Genomic DNA, 18,467 nt, shown 5'->3' on the forward strand with positions numbered 1-18,467 from the left:
GTGGCGGTTCCCAGTTGGATGGTGTCGTTGCCGGCGCCGGTTTTGATCGTCACTTTGCCGTTGAAGGTCGCGGCCGCCACCGAGAGGCCGGTGGCCGCGCCCAGCGCCAGGGAGTCGTCCCCGGCGCCGGTGTCGGCGAGGAAAGCCCCGGAGAAGACCGAGCCGCCGTCCACGGTGAGGATATCCTTCCCGGCCAGCGACGTGACCGACACATCCTTGCCCGCCTGCACGTTATAGAAGCTCGTGTTGCTGTCGCCGTTGCCCTCCTTGATCGTCAGCTTGCCGGTGAAGTCCGTCGCCGTGCTCGTGCTGGAGAGGCTGATGTTGCTGGGGCCTTCGCCGAGGTTGAACGTCGTGTCGCCGGTGACGGAGTAGAGGCCGTTCATCGTGACAAGGTCGTTCCCGGCGCCGCCGGTGATGGTCAGATTCTTGGCAAAGGAGGTGGTTGCGGTCGTCGAGCTTTGTTGGTTGAAGCTCACGTCGTGTCCCTTCACGCTCACGTTGCCGTTAAACGCCTTGGCCGCGCCGGACATGGTCCAGAGGGCGCTTCCGAACGCGGACGTGACGGTGGCATCCCCGGCGATGGTTGACCCCGTGGTCCCCGTGTCGATCAGGCTCAGCGTGGCCTGCGGGCCGCCGAGAACCGTCACCTTGCCGCCGAACACCGCTTCGCCGAATCCGACCGACTGAATTTGCGAGGTTTGGGTGGCCGCCGACACCGACACATCCTTCGCAAATGTCAGCTTCCCGCCGGCGTAGGTGGTCAGGCCCAACGCGGCAGGCGCTGCCGACACGATTGTTGTTTTTCCGGAGATCGTCAGGTTTTTCGTGTTGATCGAGAACGAGGCCGGGCCTTTGGTGCAAGTCAGCAACACATCCTTGGCCACGGTGGCGCCGGTTGGCAGGGTCGAGGACAATTGAATCGACGCCCCCAAGGGGCCGGAGACCCGGAGGCCGCCTTTCAGTGTCATGACACTCGCCGGATTGACAAGAAATCCGATCGAAACCGTGGCGGTCACGGAAACATCGCCATCCACGATGATGTTCCCCGTGGATGCCTGTGGCGAATTCTGGCCGAATACGATCGCGGCTCCGGAGCCCCGAACCGCGAGGCTTTTCCGGAATTCCAAGTCGGCGGTTCCGCCAAGCAACCCGGCTTGGCCGTTGGCGCTGGCGAAACTGGCGGTTCCCTTGACCAGGCCGCTGCCAATGGTCGTGCTTGAGGCGCCCGTGCTGGTCATGGTGATGTTGCCGTCCACATTCAGGACGCTGAAGATATTCGTGATGGTTCCGACCGGAGACAAGGCGGTGGCGGACAGGTTTTTCTTGATGTCCCACTCGCCCGAGCCACCCATGGTGACCGCATCTTTGCCGGCGAGTGTCAGGTTGCCCGTCGTCAGCGTGCCGTTGTTGGTGACGCTGATTTGCGTGTCGGTCACCCGGACATCCCCGGCGACCGTGAAGGCGCTGCTGTTGACCTGCAGGCCGGCCAAGCCGTTGGTTCCCGCGATGGTCACGCCCCCGGCCGGGACGGACACCACGCCGGAGGTGCTCAGTTGCGTCTGGCCGAAACCGCCGGAGATGTTGACGCCGGTTTTGCCTTTGATGGTCGTGTCGGTGAGGCTGATCGTGTCGGTCCCTTCCAGCGCCTTGTAAACCAAGCCGCCGTTGAGAACGCTGGTCCCGTTCACGGTCAGGGCGCCGTCTCCCAGCCCCGCGTCATCGCTGACGTTCCGGACTTGCACCGACGCGAGCGTGAGGCTGTCCGTGCCCGTGCCCGCCGTGACCGTCACATCCCCGGTGGACGTCACGCTGTACAGCCCCACGGTGGAACCGCCGTTGCCGGTGGCGATTTTGACGCCGCCGTTGATCGTGCTGGTTTTGCCGGGCGAGCCGACGGACACCATGTCCGACCCGTTGCCGCCGACGTAGGAAAGGCTGCCGAGGGAAGCCGGCGCGGCGGTCGTGCTGAAACCAAAGGTGTTGTTCCCGTCCCCGGCGTCCACGGTGATCGCGCCGGCAAAGGCGAGGTTGTTCGCGTCGATGGTGACGTTGTCGTCCCCTCCCTTGAGCATCACCTTGACGGACTTGGCCGCCACGGTGGTGGTCAGCGTGCCGTCCGCCGTGCCATTGACGACGGTGCCGTTGTCGCCGGAGATTTGAAACAGGCCAAGACCCGTCTGCTTGAGGGTGATCGTCTCGGCCTCATCCGTCCCCGTGATGGTGAGCACCCCGCCTGTGACGGCGGCCGTGATCGTGGCGGTCGGGTTTTCCCGCTGCTCCAAGGTTTCCAGTTGCAACAATCCGCGACGACGAACAGACGGGCGAAACTTCATGAAAAGACCCTTTTGAGGCAAGGCGGCCACGCCGCCGGAAGGAGAAATCGACCGCCGGGGGCAGGCCGATCGAGTTGTTGAGTTTAGCCGAATGCGGGGAAATGGGAATGAAGAATGGAGCCAAAGGCCGGGCAGAGAAGGGGTGATTGGCGGGGGGATCGTTGGGGGTGGAAAAGTGAACCGGGAGCGGATTGGAGCTTGGGGGACGGGCTTGAGTGAAAAACAGGGTTGGAATTGAGGAATTGAGGAATTGACGACTGACAGATTTTTTTCTTGCTCCCCAATGTCTGATGTTGGTAAGCTTATTCAGTAAGTCTACCCGTTTCCAATGGACTCGCAATCATTTGGATTTTGGGAAATTATCATGTCAACCCGAAGAGATATTCCACCCAACCAGGTTTTTCACAACACCGGGTGAAATAATTTATCCTGTGCTGATTTGACAAAAAATATCCAAGCGCCTATGACTCGATGGCTGCCAGACTCGAATCCAGACTGATGGTTCTGGACACATTTTTTCGGCGGAAGGAGGAACCCCCGCCCGGCCGGTGATCTGAATTGAGACGCCTCTGCAAAATCAACAGCGCGTGCGTTGAGGAAGCAATCAAGTCGTGCTCAACAGACAAAAAATTGCTTAAAGACAATTTTATTGGCGTCGAATAACCACTGGCTGGAAACAACACAAATACCGTCAATCCTTCCAGCCCTTCGATGTGTCTCGGCGAAAGGCGTGCAATGTTCTTGCCAGGCAGGCGGATTTATCCCTTGGTGTCGAACCGACTCCGAAACAGAACGGCCTCCCTGCCTCCGAAGACTCACCGAAATCGCGATGATTCGCAGCGAGAAACTCTCCCGGGTGACAGCCATGCTCACTATTTTTGTCCGACGATGTGCCTTATATGTGGCGGCCGGCGTCTTCATCATCGGAAGCGGCCGGGGTGATGAAAAGCCCGCCCGGTCGCCCGAACAGTTAAAACAGCTTCTGGAGAAGGCGAATCAATTAGACGCCGAAGCCAGGAAGCTCGTGGGGCAACGAGACTACAAAGCGGCCGTCGCCCCCCTGAAACAATTGCTTGAGCTGCGCAAGGAGGCTCTCGGCCCGGACCACGGACAAGTCGGCGCCACCATGTGCCAGCTTGGCGATGCCTACAGGGAACTCGGCCAGACGGAACTCGCCTTGTCACATATGGAGCCCGCGCTGACGCTTCTCGAGAAGGCATATCCCAAGAACGTGGAGTCAAGCGGAATCACCCGTTACCACATCGCCAGACTTCACCAAGACAAGGGCGGCAAGGCCGACAAGGCCATCGCAATCACCTGGTATCAAAGCAGCGTTGATCGATTGGAAAGAGCCCTGCCGCCCGCCGATCCAAACCTGACCTTGGTGTTTGTCGCCCTTGGGGAATTGCAGATGGAACTGAAGGATTTCCAAGGCGCGGCCCATACCCATGTGCGGGCGTTCAAGGGGCATGCGGGCAAGCCAACAACCATTCCCGTGAGTTTGGTCGCCTCGGCCCATGATCTCGCCGGAGACCTGGCCAGGCAAGGGGATTTTGACAACGCCCTGTTGCTGTACATGGCCTCGTTGGAGGCGTTGGAGGCAAAGCTGGGGGCTGATCACCCTCACCTGGCGCAGGCCCTGGGCGACATCGGAATGTTCTTGAGCCGGCAGCGCCGGCACGCTCAGGCAATTTCGTATTTTGACCGGGCCGTCGCCATCAAGAAAAAAAGCGGCGTCAAGGAGGCCGATCTCCCCCGTCTCGAAACAATGCTTGCGGAATCTCAGCAATTCATCGGGAATTATAACGGAGCGATGAACACGCTGACGGATGCCCTCTCACGGCTGAAGGACGCCAACGCGGACGCATTGGAAAGGGCTGAGGTGGAGATCGAACTGGCGTCCGTCTGGCTCCGGCTGGCCAGGATAAGTCAGGCGAGAGAATTGCTTGACCGGGTTCAGCATTCATACGAAGAGAAATATGGCCCGAAGGATGAGCGGGTGGCGCGCCCGCTTTCCCGGCTGACGGCGGCGCTGATCATGTCATACGACTACGAAAGCGCCCGGCCGCTCCTGGAGCGGGAACTGGCGATCCTGCGGTCGGGCGCCGACAATAATCGCCTGTCCATCGCCTCCTGCCTGCGCAAAATGGCCTTGGCGGAGAGCCATTTGGGAGAAGACGCCAGGGCATTGGCTCACCACAAGGAAGCATTTGCCCTGGAAATCGCCGGGCTGGGCGAGGATGATCCGGAGCGCCTGGCCGGGGCCGCCGCCATGGCGAGACAGGAAAAAGACTGGAAGACCGCAAAGGTTCTGTTTGAACGGGCGCTGGCCGTGATGGCCTCGCCGGACGAGGACAACCGCTCCCGGCGGGCGTTTGTCCACTCCGCGATCGGGTCGGTCCTCGAAGAGCTTGGGGAGCCGGGAGCCGGAGAACACCTTGAAAATGCGGTGCGTCTGAGGCGGGAGTTGTACGGTTCCAATCACCCCAACCTCGCGGCCTCGCTTTACAACCTAGCGATGTTTCAACTTAAAAAAGGCGACAAAAAAGAGGCCGCCAAAAACATGGCCGAAGCCATCCGTGTCTCGGGACTTCATGCCCGCCAGATATTGCCTTTACAGTCGTTTGCGGAGCAGGCCGCCTTTATGCAGATCCAGACGACCGCCCACCTGGCCGGATTGTTCCAAGCTTGCCGTGACACCGAGAAGTTTGCCGAGGCCTACGGGGAGGCCTGCCAGTGGAAGGGAATATTGACGGAGGCCCTCCGGCGGGAAGCAGCCGTGACCCGCCTTGAGCAAGATCCAAAAACCCGGGTTTTTGCCGAACAATACCGGCAGTCCCGTCTGGCAATTGCGAGGTGGTATCTGAAGGCGGGGGAGGTGAGGCTTGAAGAATGGCAGGCAAAATATCGCGAGCTGACTTCAAACAAGGAGCAACTGGACCGCGAGTTGCTGCAATTGTCCCAATTGCAAACAGTGAATGATCCCTTTGAGGGGGCCGGCGGTTTCGGGGCGTTGCAAAAATGCCTCCGGCCGGATGAGGTCCTTGTTGATATCTACCTGCATCACGCGGCCAAAGGCGACGGAAAAGAGTACTCGGCGGTGTTGACGACGCCCGGCGAGGTGTCCTGCGTGAGCATCGGGGACGCTGCGGTCGTCGACAAGGTGATCGCGGATTGGCGCAAAGATGTCATGGATTTCAAGCCTGCCGGCGGCTCGTTGGATTTGCTTCGGGGCTCTCTTTGGGCGCCGATTAAAAACAAGCTCGCCCCCGGCGTCAAGAAAGTCTGCATTTGCCCGGACGGAAAGCTGGCCGGTGTTCCGTGGCAGTTACTGCCGGCCGGGAAACCCGGAGGCGAGACGCACAAAATCACCCAAACGAACAGCCCCCGCGAATTTGTGCGGCTGCGTTCCCCGGGCCGGAACGACAAAAGCTCGAAAACGCCCGACCGATTCTGCGTGGTGACGGACGAGCGAGATTCCCGGCCCGGCGAGATCGCGGCCATTCTCGCCACGGCGAAACAGGCGAATGCCGGCTGGGATCTGGTGGAGGTTGCAAAAGACGGCAAGGAGCATTTGCTCAAAAGCCTTCCCAAAGCCACCCGCATCCACATTGCGACTCACGGGTTTTACTTCGAGCAAATGCGGACCCTGATCGAAACCGACAATGGAAAAGTTTCGCCGGGGCCGCTTCCCTCCGTCTCCCCCACCCGCAATCCGCTGGTTGAGTCGGGCATGTTTTTCTCGAAGAGCGGAATCGCGTCGTCAAGCGAACGCGGAGTTGTCGTGACCGCCGACGATTTTGTCAGCGTCGACCTGAGCCGGTGCCGCCTGGTCGTGCTTTCCGGATGCGACACCGGCCGTGGAACGGAAGTCGCCGCGCAAGGCATCATGGGCATGCGCTCGTCGCTCACCGCCGCGGGCGCCCGAACGCTTGTGCTTTCAAGTTGGAAAGTGCCCGAGGATTCCACCGCCATGCTAATGGGGGAATTTTATTCGCGACTGGCCGCCGGCGGCAGCCCGGCCGACGCGCTTCTGGCCGCCCAAGAAGCCGTTCGCACCCACCCGTCGGGCAAATACGAAGCGATGCGTCATTGGGCGGGGTGGACGCTGGTGGGCGAAGGATGGGATCACTAATCCGGCCGGCAAGCGCATCCGGTGAGGCCGCCGGCGGCCCGACACTGCCAAAAGCATGACAGACATTTTCAATGCAACCGACTGACTAATGGAATTTCGCCATTTGACTTGCAAAACAGGACGCACCATCATGACTGAAGTGATTCGTATTGCAACCGGCGTCGGAACCCCGCTGGCGTTGCTTGGTTTGATCAGCGCTTTGATTTATTTTGCTTACGTCAAAAAGGCGAAGGCGAAATCCGAGGAATTAAGCCATCTTCCCAAAGAAGATCGCGCCAAAGCCGTTGACGAATACCTGACCCGATACGGCATCACTGCCGAAGATTTGCCAGTTCCGGAAAAGGTTTCACTCATCAAAGATGAAATGGGTAAACGGCACGAACTGGCTCTCACATATGTCAAGACCGCCGCCATCGTGACCGTCATTATGTTTGCCCTCGCGGTGGTGGCATATCTCTTCGCTCCCGTCTCCCCTGTCGTTGCGAATGAGAAAACAGACGATCTCAACAAGGCAGCGCCTTCGACGACCAACGATGTCAACAAGGCAGCGCCTTCGACGACCAACGATGTCAACAAAGCGGCGCCTGCAAAGGCCGACATGGAAGCGGCCCTGAAAATTGACTCGGCCAGCGTGACGAACAAAGGCGAAATTGATGTGCTGATTCGGAACACCGGCTCCAGCCTGGCCGCGATTCATCGTGTTCAAATTACCGTCACCAAAGACCATAAGGAGAAACTGGCGCCGTTTATCCAAGGAATTGGCTTGGATTTGCCTGTTGATTCCCTGGCCGAGGGCCAGTCAAATCAGGTGACAACGGCAATCACAATCGGACACGGCAAGGCGGAACGAATACTGATCAATCCCAAAACATTGCGATTGCTAACGTTGAAAATCACCTTCTTCTACAACGATTCAAAATCAGTGTCAACTGATGTGAATTTCAACATTGGCGATTAGTATTTCCGACCAACCATCTCGCCATCATCCCCCGGCCAACCTCTCGCCCTCACGTGTCATACATCCCGCTGCTTCGTGGTCGCCGGAAGATGTAGTCAAAGGGATTAAGGTCACGTGTTCGGGGCTGTATTCCTCAAATCTTTCTCCTTCGGTTTCGATTTCGTCTTCGCCGCCGGTGCGGCAGGGGAGGCCGATTTCGATGCCTTCCACTGCAAGTTTTGAGGTTTTGGTTTTCAAGGTTTGTCTTGGTATTGGCGAGCCGAGCAGCGTGAGCTGCCGGGTGGCTTCCGGTGGTTGAGCCGTCTCCCCCTTTACTCAGCCGGACTTAAACCCGTGGCTCAAGCCCCTTCCCTGCCGGGAGCCACCCGGCTCCTGACGGAGCTCGGCTCGCCAATACCAAAACCAAGCTTGGAAAACCCCAAAAACGCAACTTCAAAACGTGCAAGCATTGCCGGCCCGGCCGCCGATGGCGGAGTTTACCCGAATGCCCTGAAACGGGAATGACGGCGGCTTAAAGTCCGACGCGGGAAAACGAGGGCCGACGGGAACCTAAATTCGCGCCAGCCAATAGTCGATTCTCGTTTCAGACGAAATCGCCGGTTTTCCTCTCATCTTCGGCCTTCATCCCTCACCCTTCCGGATTCGCGGGCTATCCTGATAAGATGATGGTTCGGTGGCACCAACCGGAGTCTGCATGGCAGCGCCGACAACCGCCTTTCTGGTGGCCAGGCATGAAGAGGGATTCGGTGACGTTCACGCCCTCCAACAAGGGGTCACCTACGGACTCGGCCGGTCCCCCAAGAACCGCATTGTGCTGGCGGACGACCTGTGCAGCCGGGACCATGCGGAGATTTCCTACGCGGAAGAGTCGTGGTATGTCCGCGATCTCGGCAGCCTGAACGGCACGAAGATCAACGGCAAGCCCCTCGTCGGCGAGGCCGAGATCGACACCGGCGACGATGTTCAATTCGGCCGCGGCAAATACCTGTTTCTCTACGATCTGGACGATCTGCCCGGCATTCCCGTGCCGCAGGAAAAACCGCTGGCGGAGGCGGTCAACATCACCCGCCGGACCACCAAGACCAAATACGTGCCGAGCGAGTCCGGCGGCATCCGCAACACCGACGACACCGTGGCCGACGCCCCGAAAGAGCGGGCGCTGGAGACGCTTTACCGCACGGCCCTCGACATGGCCAACGCGGAGGACGGCGCCGCCCTTGGCAATGCCGTGCTGGCCGGATGCTTCAACGCGATGCCCGCCGAACACGGGGCGGTGATGAGCGTGAAAACCGGGCGGGAACTGGAGTTGATGGCCTACCGCAGCCGGGACGGCAAAGTCCGGACGTTCCACAAGGCGTCCCAACTGGTCAGTTCCACCGTGCTGGACACCAAGGAGGCGGTGCTGGCCGAGAACGCGCTGGCCGACCCGCAATTCAAGGGCCGGGACAGCATCCGCGAGTTGCGGGTGGGCAGCCTGATTTGCGTGCCCGTGCTGGCCGAGGGCGCCGAGGTTCTTGGCCTCATCCACCTGTACAGCACGCCGAACGAACGCTTTACGGACGACCATCTCGATTTCGCCGTCGCCATCGGCCGGCACATGGCCGGGGCCTGGCAGCAGCTTCGCAAGCAAGACCTGTTGCACGCCACCAACCGGGAGTTGCGGGCGGCCCTCGGCCTGGAAAGCGAACTCGTCGGCTCCAGCACCGGCCTGCGGAACATCACCAGCCAGATCAGCCGGGTGGCGACGACGGGCGCCACCGTGTTGATTCGCGGCGAAAGCGGCTCCGGCAAGGAACTGGTGGCCCGCGCGATCCACAACCTGAGCAACCGGAAGAACGCCCCGTTTGTGACGCTCAACTGCGCCGCCCTCACGGAATCATTGCTCGAAAGCGAATTGTTCGGCCATGAACGGGGCGCCTTCACCGGGGCCACGGAAAAGATGATCGGCAAGTTCGAGGCGGCCGACCACGGGACGATTTTCCTTGATGAAATCGGGGAAATGCACCTCTCGACGCAGTCGAAATTCCTGCGGGTGCTGGAGGGGCATCCCTTCGAGCGGCTCGGCGGGAACAACCACATCAAAGTGGATGTCCGCGTGGTGGCCGCCACCAACCGCCCGCTGGAACAGGCCGTGCGGGAGGGCGTGTTTCGCAAGGACTTGTTTTATCGGTTGCAAGTGGTGGAAATCCGCGTCCCCCCCCTGCGGGACCGCCTCGAAGACGTGGCGCCGCTGGCCGAGCATTTCCTGAAACGCTTCACCCGCGAAACCGGCCGCCGGATCAAGGGATTCACGGAGGACGCGAAGGCGAAGCTCAAGAACTACGCCTGGCCGGGCAACGTCCGCGAACTGCGCAACGTGGTGGAACGGGCCGTCGCCCTGAACGACAAGCCATTCCTGGACGCCGTCGACATCTGGCTGACTTCCCTGGACCCGAGCAGTTCCGGCAACCACCCCGTGCTGTACAAGCCGGTCTCGCTGGAAGAGACGGAAAAACGCCACATCCGCGAGACGCTGAAGTACACCGACTGGAACAAAAGCCGGGCCGCCGAGATCCTGGAGATCGAACGCTCCACGCTGGACCGAAAGATCAAGGGCTACAACATCCGAAAAGAGTGAGCTTCGGCATCCGCCGACGGCATTCATCAGCGCCAGTCCGGCCGGTCGAAATTCTCCCCGGCCAGACACCCCACCCCGCTACAGCCGCCGATCCTTCCGGATTTTCAAACCGTCCAAAATCCGCCCCAAAAGTGACCGAAAACAGCCGAAAACACTCCTCCGCCGACCATTTTTGGACAGTTGGACCCCAAAAAGTGGTCAAAACCAGCGGGCCAACTGAACACTATTTTTCAAAACCCCCGGAAAAACAGGGGGCTCGCCTGATGATTTTGGGCAAATGCGCAGCGATTTCGAGCCTTTGAAAATGGCCCGAAATGAAAGAAGGCTGGTACGCGGGGTTGCCGGGGGTTCTGAACAACGGGGGCCGGGAGTGGAAAGCCCGGCCGACTATCTCTGACCGGCCACAGACCGAGATGAGCCAACGGCCAAGTTGACGCCAGTTGGCGTTTGACAGGCGCCGATGTGACGGTTACGCTAATAACTAATCAATCATTACGTACCCCCCAACGGCAACCGGAATAGACCAACCTGCGAGTTGTGGGATGAAATCCAATGGAGTTGGTCTAATCACTGTTCGGCGGCAGAGTGTTCTTGGAGGTTGCGAAATGGCCGACTGGGACAAGATACTTCGCAAAGCGGCAGAGATTGCCAAAGAAGAAGGTTTAATCGAAGACAAGCCATACTGCGAAATGATGCCTTCGGCCCCTAGAGCCGATTTGGCGTCCACGGTAAAGAGGGTCGCAGATCGTCTTGCCAAGGAAACTGGCGTGGAGACACCTTCGACCGGATCACCGCCCTCACATGCGCCTTCCCTTCCTCAAAGTCTTTTGAATCAGGAATCGACCACGCCACCTGTTGCAAGACCGACGACGGCAACAGAAGGTAATTCTGAGGCCCAAATGCAGCAGTCTGTGAACCTGAACGATGTTGTTCAGGAGCAATTGGATATTCTGGAAACGTGGACGAAAGATAATCTGCGCGCAGCAAGGCGGGATGCGCTCCGATTCTGGGCGCTGAAAATCCCTGCGATTCTCAGTTCAGTAAGCGTAGCAGCACTCGAAGCCTTTGGGTTCGGTCCCGCTGTTATCGTGCTGGGGGCCGTAACGGCCCTGTGTGTTGCTATCGACGGCATGTTCCCAGGGGGGAGACTTTTTAACGTACATAAGCGAGCCGGGAACGAACTTCGTCGTTTGCAACATGACGTTGTCTTGAAATGGCGACAGGCGCAGCTTGGATCGAAGAAGTTCCTAACGGCAGCTGTAAAAGCCATTCTTGAACACGTTCAAGAGGAGCGCGGCCGCATCGACAAGTACGTCACAGATGCCGAGTCGAGTTTGGGTGAAGATCGTAAATCGGGAGACTCAGGCACTTGAGTTTGCGAGATGAGCGATTCGCCAGACGCCGAACCAAGCACTGCAGCAGACGGCGGGGGGCACGATGGCTTTTCCCAGGTCATAGCTTCCGCAGCCCCTACCACTGCTGAGCGGTATCGTTCGGCAGTGGGGCGACGATCTCCGGCGGGTTCGAGGGTCGGTCCCCGCCAGGCGAAGCGGGTCGCGAAAGGCGAAAGACAAATCCCTTCGCCCGGCGACGGTCGCCGGGCGAGAGAACAGGGGTTCAGGCCGAACAAGGCACTACAGCCGACCGGGGACCTCGGCCGTCTTGACATGGTCGGAGTCGTTCCGGCCCCGGCGGCTGAGTCTGGGCGTTCGGAGGCTCGACCTCTTGAACCCGCTGATGTAGTGCGGTGTCCTTCCCGTCTGATCGACTGGAGATCACTCAACGGAAGGTGTTATGCCGAACTTTGCCGACAACTACCAACACCAATGCTTGCTAGAGATTTCACGCCGTCATCGGGAAGCGGTCGATCCCGCCCGCATCTGCGATGGCAAGGTTATCGGGCAGGATAACTGGGACAAACTCGCTGTTTCGACGGTCTTCGCGGCCATTGCGATCGAGGCCGCCCTGAACGATTACGTTCTGTCACACTGTCTGTTACTGGACGTACCCTACTTGCAGGAGGTATTTGGAGAAATTACCGGGCATTTCCTACGCGGTTCCGTCCAGAACAAACTCAAACTCTTGACTGAGCAGTGGCCAGATCCTTTCCCCGACCAACTGCTCAAAGAAGTGCGTGAGTTGATCCGTATTCGAAACCGCATTGCGCACCAGAGCAGTGAGTTCCGAACAGCGAACGAAACCACTGCGAGACGGGGCCAGATGAGTAACCGGTCGTTGTCCGCTGACGAGATATGTCACATGCTGCGGCATCATGAGATCGCCCGCGATTTTCTAGGCCGGTTTTGGTTGCCTGGCAATCGAGAATTTCAACAGGGGTTGGTATCGCCGGAGCAAGCCGAACGAAGCGTTGCGGCTGACCGGGGATCTCAAGTGTCGTAATGTGGCTGGAGTCATTTCGGCCCTGGCTGCTGAGTTTTGGCGTCCGGTGGAAGAGATCGTCGCTGGTGAGTTCTGTCAACGAGGTTGTAATGATTCCTTGTCGATTCGTTTATCGGTTCGCGAGTGGGGGTGCTTCCGATTCGCTGAACCAAGTGTACGAAGTCCATACTGTCCCACAAATTGGGGATACGCTCTGCTTCATCGGCGGCGAGGGAGGCGGGTCAGAGTCCGTTGTCAAGGAAGTCGTTCACTACATCAACCCGACTAAACTCACTCACGAAATCGTTGTCTTTTACGGTGATCGGAAGTAGGGATCTGCTCGCGGCCAAAGACGCAATAACGTATTGTATTTTTGAGTAGTATGGCACAGGCGCACTGAACCAAGCGTTGCAGTTGCCCCTACTCTCAGTTGCTGTAAAATTGGTTGTTGCCTCCTTGTCGCGGGGCAACTGAACTGTGGCGACGATGAAGCCGTCGTTGAATCAAGCCCATTTGGCTCGGTTTTCCGGGGGAGAGATGGAGTGAAGGCGGCTCTTGGCGGCCAGTCGGCCGGCTTCATTCCATCTCTCCCCCGTCCTCACGCTTCCTTCCGAAGTGGAGTCGTCGCCACTTTGCCGTCCTCATCCATCAACCGTTGTTGATCCGTTTCCGACGAGCCGCCTCGCCCGGTCGGTGTCGATGATCCGGCTCGCCGCTTCCCGTGTCGAACGCCGACACAGACAGACAACACTTGAACCGGCCCGGGTCAACCGCCATAATCAGGTCAGACATCGCAAGCTCCTTGGTCTTTCGGGATTCAGAAGACCATTGTCGTCTGCCCCGCCAAACGACGGCTTGCATGGATATTCTTCCGGCAAGAGAGGGCGCACCGGTGGCAGCGCTGGCGACTGTCGGGGCGCTGGTCCGCGTCACCCCGTGGGACGACCTCCAGTGCCGGCTTGGCCCGGATGCCGCCTGCGAGTTCATCGCCGACCGGACGCCGTTCGTGTTCCGGGTCGAGGGCTGGCTCGAAGACGGGCATATCCGGTACGGGCTGCACGGGCCGGTCGTGGATGGGCCGGAGCGATACCGCGGCTTGGTGTGCTCGATCCTCACCCGGGCGGACGGAAGCGACTGGCGGGTCGAGTCGTCCAGTTCGGCCAATTTCAAGGTCGGGCCTGCGGCCGTCCGCAGGGACCACCGATACGACTTCCGGCACCCCGAGGGCACAACCCTGGCGGGGTATCCGCGGGTGTCAAGGTTCGGAGGGGTCGAGGTGATCGGCAGCGCCCCGGACGCCGAACAAGGCGCCGCGGCTGACCGGGAATCTCTGACGTCGTGACATGGGTTTAAGCCGCCGCGCCCCGCCGGCTGAGTTTGGTCGTTCGGCGGAGGAGGGCGCGAGGATGATTCCGACCTGCGAGGAAGTGATGTCAACCGCCGACTCGCTTCCTATCCGACCGGTTGCGATTGAGGCCCAGTGGGACGGCGACACGTTCGGATGGCGAGTTTGGCTGGCCGCGGTCTTGCCAGACGGTGCAGGATACCGGAGCCGCCACCTTGCGACTTTTCAGGATGGCGGAGACATCCGGTTGTTCAACGGGAAGGTGCCGTCATGGCCCGAAGCGAGAGCGGCGGCGCTTATTGGGGCGGAGGTGGCCAAGCGATTTGCCGTGCCGTTCTTTTTTCCGTCGCCCGACTTCCCGGAGGACGATTGCCCGGTTTGGGCCGAGCGGGACCGTGGTTACCCATGTGGGCGGTGTGGCATCCTGCTCCTCCAACACGACCCATGTCCGTGGCGCGGAATCTGCTACCACTGCCACCTGACATTTGAGAAGGAGGGAAGCCAGGGAAGGAACAAAGAAGACGGGTGAGGCTCCTGAGTAGAATCAAAGTCAAAGCAGGCCGAACAATAAACTGTGGCGGAGCCACCCTGAAGTCAATGGCTGTGGGTCAAGTCGGCGACGGCGGCCCGCTGAGCTTTGGCGTTCGGCAGAAGGAGAGGCCTTGAATGGATGAGCCGCCCAACCCAAACGAGGACTTGGCCGCTCGGATTCGCAGCGGGCGGTTGATGGCGTTCGTGCGCCGCGACTTGTTCACGGTGCAACTCGACGATGGCATCACCATCACTGCCGTAATGCCGGAAGAGTTGTTCCCGATCTACGACCCGAACGTGCGGCTCACGGTTGTCAACCGCCCGTCTGTCGAGGTCGAAATGCGGGAGTCGCCGGCTTTGCCCCGGATCATCGCGGCGCGGCCGTCGTCGTTCTGTGGGCCGGGCTACTGACGGATAGGTGGCTAAAGCCGAACAAAGCGCTGAAGCTGACCGGGGACCTCGGTCGTCGTAAAATCGCCGGAGTTGTTCCGGCCCCGGCGCCTGAACTCGGGCGTTCGTGATCGAGGAGAAAAAGTCAATTGAAGTCGTTCAAAATCCATCCGAGTCCTCCCGTCGTTGCCACGACGCCCGATCAATTGGCCGCCGACTTGCAGCCAGAGGAGCGTTCTCGGCTTTCCTCGGCTTTTGGGCTGGTTGCCGGGCGTCACCGTCGAATCACATCGATTTCCGGATGGGTATTCACTGGCGCCGTCGTGACAGGAATGACTGCCTTCGTAGTGCCTCAGTCGGTATTCGTTTGGAGCGGCATCGGCATGGTGGCGGGAATGGTCGCCGCTTGGGCAATTCTTGTTTTCCGGCCAAGGCTCGTCTGTCCTTGCTGCGCAAATCAACTTAATGATCGATTGGGCCCGTTCTGTCCGGAATGCGGCGCTCGGGCGCTCCAGCCGGCCGGATGGCTTTTGCCGCGGAAATGCACGGAATGCCGTCGCCGGATGTGGCGCGGCAAGAGTCGGATTTTTCGGATCCGAGCTTGCACCGCCTGCGGCCTTTGGCTGGATGACAAAGGGCTTTGATCGAATTGACAGCGGCCGAACCAGTCGTTCCACGGCGACCGGGGCGGCATTTTGTCATCACGCGACATTCCTTAGCCGAACAAGGCGCCGCGGCGGACGGCGGGGTGTCTTGGTGGTTTCAGCGCTCGGCGGGCCGGTCTCGCGTCTCGCCGCTGCCGAGCCTTTTCGTTAAGCGAGGAGTCCCCGTAAAAGTGGACGCGCAACAGAAATCGTTCGTTTGCCCCGAGTGCGGCAGCGCCGAATCGGCCATTCACCTGCGTGTGATACCCCGCGGCAGCGACACGTCGCCTTGGGGACAAGTTCACGCACGCGAGGTCTGCACGTCCTGCCGCCGAGTCGTGCCGACGCCCCTGGCCGAGCGTTGGCAGGGCGAGACATTGGAAGAGGCACGCGAGATCTGGCGACAGTTCTTCCGAGAGCATCCGCAGAGCGGCCCGCTTCCGGAAGAAGTCTGGAAGCGTTTGATCGGCGAGCCGAGGCAGGGCGCCGAACAAGACGTTGCAGGTGACCGGGGACCTTAGCCGTCGTAACATGGGTTTCAGCGGCCTCGTCCCGGCCGCTGAGTTTGGGCGTTCGGCGGGCAAAGCCCGGAAGTTAACACGTCATGGGACTTCCGGTTGTTATCCCATGCGTGTCAAAAGGTGCAACAGGATCGCTTGGGTCGCGGCAAGCCTCTATGGTCTCTCGCTCGCTCTCCCCGCAATTCGGCCGGGGCGGAGCAACGAGGCCATGTTTGGCCTGACCTGTCTGCTCGCGGTGATCTTCACATGCCCGTTCGGATTTCTCATGCACCCGGCGGCTTCGGCCAACCTCACGTTCGCCGCCGGGATTTTTGCGTTGTTCCACGAGCGGCCACGTGCGGCGGCGGTGTGGGGAGTCGTGTCCCTGGCATTGGCGGCCAGCTTCCCCGTGATCGTCGCCGCCTCATCGAATCAATGGCCCGAGCAGGGCCTCTTACTCTCGGGCTACTGGGTCTGGGTCGCTGCGATGGCCGTTGTCGCGACTTCGCCCGTATTGCTGCGGTGTTTCAATTGGCTGGCTCGGCGAGGACCGTTGCCGCCTGCCAATCATGCCCGCGACTCGTCGGGATCAAATTGTTGAACTGATTCACAAGAAGGTGTGACGTGGTTGGTGGCTTCTTGCGGTCGTGGCGGTCCGAGGGCAGGCTTCCAGCCGAACAAGGCGCTGTGGCTGACCGGGGGCCTCAGCCGTTGTAACATGGGTTTGAGCAGCCGCGCCCCGGTGGCTGAGTTTTGGCGTTCGGCCTCGGAGTTTCGGCTGTGAGAGGTCGTTTTGAAGCCCGGTTGCCCATCATGGGCGAGTGGTTCGACCTCTGGCACACGCACGTTGATTGGCGTGGAGAGGGCAACAGTGGGCCTGACGTTCGGCGGGAGGCTCTTCGGGCATTGTTCGCCGCCTGGGGCCAGGTCGAGGCGCTGGCGGCGGGTCTGCATGTGCCGTGGCAGAGTTGGGCGGTAATCGTCGTGCTGGACTCCAGCCAAGACGCGGTGTACTTGCACACGCCAAACCCAAACCGGGACAACTTTCCTTATCAGTTTGATGACGTCGTTTGGGGGCTGGTCCCCCCGGAGTGGTTGGCCGAGTTCGTGGCCGGTGGTCAGTACGAGGTCGGGTGGAGTGACTATGGGGGCGTGGCCCTGTATTGGGTCCGCAGGTCCATCACCGCCGAACAAGGCGTCGCAGGTGACCGGGGACCTGAGTCGCGGTAACATTGGTGTCAGTCGCTTTGGCCCCAACCCCTGAACTTTGGCGTTCGGCAAGAGAAGAGGGCGTCTGAGGCATGTACTTGCTGATGCGACGAATCTCGGCTTACACGTCGCCTGACGTATTGCTCGGCGTTTTCCGCACGCCCGACGAGGCCGAGGCGGCGAAAGTGAGTTACATCATCGCGCGTGGGGCCGATCCCGAGTCAGACCCGTGGAAGAACCAAGGACACAAAGACGCCGTCCCCCTCGAACAAGACTTGGAGGTCGAACAGCTCCCGGGCGATTTTCCGACCGGTTCGGAAGTGTTCGTGGTCAGCGACCACTGTGACGGCCTTGGCCAGGAAATCCGGAAATTAGACTCGCTTCACGCGACGGCCCTGGCGGCGGAAAGCCGGGTGGCGGAATTGGATGCGGTTGATGACGCGGACGCCGTGTTCCCGCACTATGCCGTCTTGGATTGGGTGATTGTGGGCAGCCTGCATTCGGATTTCCGCGAGGATCAGCCCCAACCCCGATGGCGGCAGCGGCCGAACAAGTAGTTGCAGGTGACCGGGGGCCTCAGCCGTTGTAACATGGGTTTGAGCCACCGCGCCCCGGCGACTGAGTTTGGTTGTTCGACCGAAACAGATCCGAGGCACAGGAGACCGCCATGCCCGACCGCGACTCTGACAAAACTTCCAAGCCCGCCCGCAAACCGGCGAAGCCAGACAAGGCGGCCACGACGCTGCCGGAATCCATGGTGACCGGCAAGGCAAGCCCCGCGAAGGCGGCGGTCGGCAACGAGCCGGTCTTCGCCTACATCGCCAGCCTGCCGCAGCCGCAGCGCGGCATCGCGGAACGCGTCGATGCCCTGGCAGCCAGGACGCTTCCCGGCCTTCAACGCTCCGTGAAATGGGGCATGTCGTACTATGGCGTCGGCGATGGCTGGTGCTTCTGTTGCGGCGGCTTCGACGGCCACGTCAAGCTCATGTTCGTGAACGGTGCGGCGCTCGTGCCCGTTCCGCCGGTGACGCCGGTGGCGATGGGCAAGTCCACGCGGGGCGTGGAACTCGAATCAGCGGACGACCTCGACGAACGCCAGATCGCGGAGTGGATGAAACAAGTCGCGGCCATGCCCGGAGTCGGCGGCAAGAAGCGGTAAGGCCGCGAGGCGGTGTTGGTCGCGGCACGCGTGGCGCCAGCGCTGCAGAAGCAGACCCGGACCGTCTGTTCGCTTTTCGGGGTTCATTGTCGCCCGGTGGCCCGGCTGCCGAGCTTGTGTGTTCGTTCGGCCACTTCGGAGGTTCGTCATGCTCTCTCCCGGCATTCTGTACACGACGGCGGCGCTGATGGCCCTGGTGGCCACCGCCTGTACGGCGCTGTGCCTCGCCTGGTCGGTCCCGGCTTGGCGGCGCCGGCTCGCCCC

The 18,467-nt window shown here is 60.5% G+C and carries 13 protein-coding genes; 11 read left to right on the forward strand and 2 right to left on the reverse strand.

What is annotated here, in order from left to right:
- Positions 1-2,336: beta strand repeat-containing protein (locus BGIM_RS55595; protein WP_193789074.1), on the reverse strand; the 2,336-nt coding region annotated here is incomplete at its 3' end.
- Between the two features lie 829 nt (positions 2,337-3,165).
- Here BGIM_RS55595 and BGIM_RS0143130 point away from each other — a divergent pair.
- Complete coding sequence (locus tag BGIM_RS0143130) at positions 3,166-6,471, forward strand: CHAT domain-containing tetratricopeptide repeat protein (protein WP_020475789.1); 3,306 nt, start codon at positions 3,166-3,168, stop codon at positions 6,469-6,471.
- Positions 6,472-6,601: 130 nt separating this feature from the next.
- On the forward strand, positions 6,602-7,429 hold the full coding sequence (locus BGIM_RS0143135; RefSeq protein WP_157369866.1) for a hypothetical protein: 828 nt from the start codon (positions 6,602-6,604) through the stop codon (positions 7,427-7,429).
- A 24-nt stretch (positions 7,430-7,453) separates the two neighbouring features.
- Here the strand turns inward: BGIM_RS0143135 and BGIM_RS64160 are convergent, their stop codons facing one another.
- Positions 7,454-7,666: a hypothetical protein gene (locus tag BGIM_RS64160; RefSeq protein WP_157369867.1), complete on the reverse strand. Its 213-nt coding sequence runs from the start codon at positions 7,664-7,666 to the stop codon at positions 7,454-7,456.
- 457 nt (positions 7,667-8,123) lie between these two features.
- Between BGIM_RS64160 and BGIM_RS0143140 the strand changes: the two genes are divergently transcribed.
- The 9 genes from BGIM_RS0143140 (at position 8,124) to BGIM_RS0143205 (ending at position 18,203) form a co-directional block, all read left to right on the forward strand.
- Positions 8,124-10,046 (forward strand): sigma-54-dependent Fis family transcriptional regulator, encoded by a 1,923-nt coding sequence (locus tag BGIM_RS0143140; protein ID WP_020475793.1) that lies wholly within the window; start codon positions 8,124-8,126, stop codon positions 10,044-10,046.
- Positions 10,047-10,651: 605 nt separating this feature from the next.
- Positions 10,652-11,419, forward strand: a complete 768-nt coding sequence (locus tag BGIM_RS0143150) for a hypothetical protein (protein ID WP_020475795.1) — start codon at positions 10,652-10,654, stop codon at positions 11,417-11,419.
- Positions 11,420-11,840: 421 nt separating this feature from the next.
- Positions 11,841-12,446 carry a hypothetical protein gene (locus tag BGIM_RS0143155; RefSeq protein ID WP_020475796.1) on the forward strand — a complete coding sequence of 202 codons (606 nt, stop codon included), beginning with the start codon at positions 11,841-11,843 and terminating at the stop codon, positions 12,444-12,446.
- Positions 12,447-13,317: 871 nt separating this feature from the next.
- A complete protein-coding gene (locus BGIM_RS0143170) occupies positions 13,318-13,767 on the forward strand; it encodes a hypothetical protein (RefSeq protein ID WP_029631875.1) in 450 nt (149 codons plus the stop codon).
- A gap of 669 nt (positions 13,768-14,436) precedes the next feature.
- Positions 14,437-14,712 (forward strand): hypothetical protein, encoded by a 276-nt coding sequence (locus BGIM_RS0143180; protein ID WP_020475801.1) that lies wholly within the window; start codon positions 14,437-14,439, stop codon positions 14,710-14,712.
- A 1,352-nt stretch (positions 14,713-16,064) separates the two neighbouring features.
- Positions 16,065-16,436: a hypothetical protein gene (locus tag BGIM_RS55605; protein WP_029631879.1), complete on the forward strand. Its 372-nt coding sequence runs from the start codon at positions 16,065-16,067 to the stop codon at positions 16,434-16,436.
- 179 nt (positions 16,437-16,615) lie between these two features.
- Entirely contained in the window at positions 16,616-17,065 is a 450-nt protein-coding gene (locus BGIM_RS59360; protein ID WP_020475805.1) for a hypothetical protein, read from the forward strand.
- A 71-nt stretch (positions 17,066-17,136) separates the two neighbouring features.
- On the forward strand, positions 17,137-17,601 hold the full coding sequence (locus BGIM_RS0143200) for a hypothetical protein (protein ID WP_020475806.1): 465 nt from the start codon (positions 17,137-17,139) through the stop codon (positions 17,599-17,601).
- Between the two features lie 110 nt (positions 17,602-17,711).
- Positions 17,712-18,203: a DUF1801 domain-containing protein gene (locus BGIM_RS0143205; protein ID WP_020475807.1), complete on the forward strand. Its 492-nt coding sequence runs from the start codon at positions 17,712-17,714 to the stop codon at positions 18,201-18,203.
- Positions 18,204-18,467 lie beyond the last annotated feature (264 nt).

Source organism: Zavarzinella formosa DSM 19928 (assembly GCF_000255705.1).
Taxonomy (GTDB): Bacteria; Planctomycetota; Planctomycetia; order Gemmatales; family Gemmataceae; genus Zavarzinella; species Zavarzinella formosa.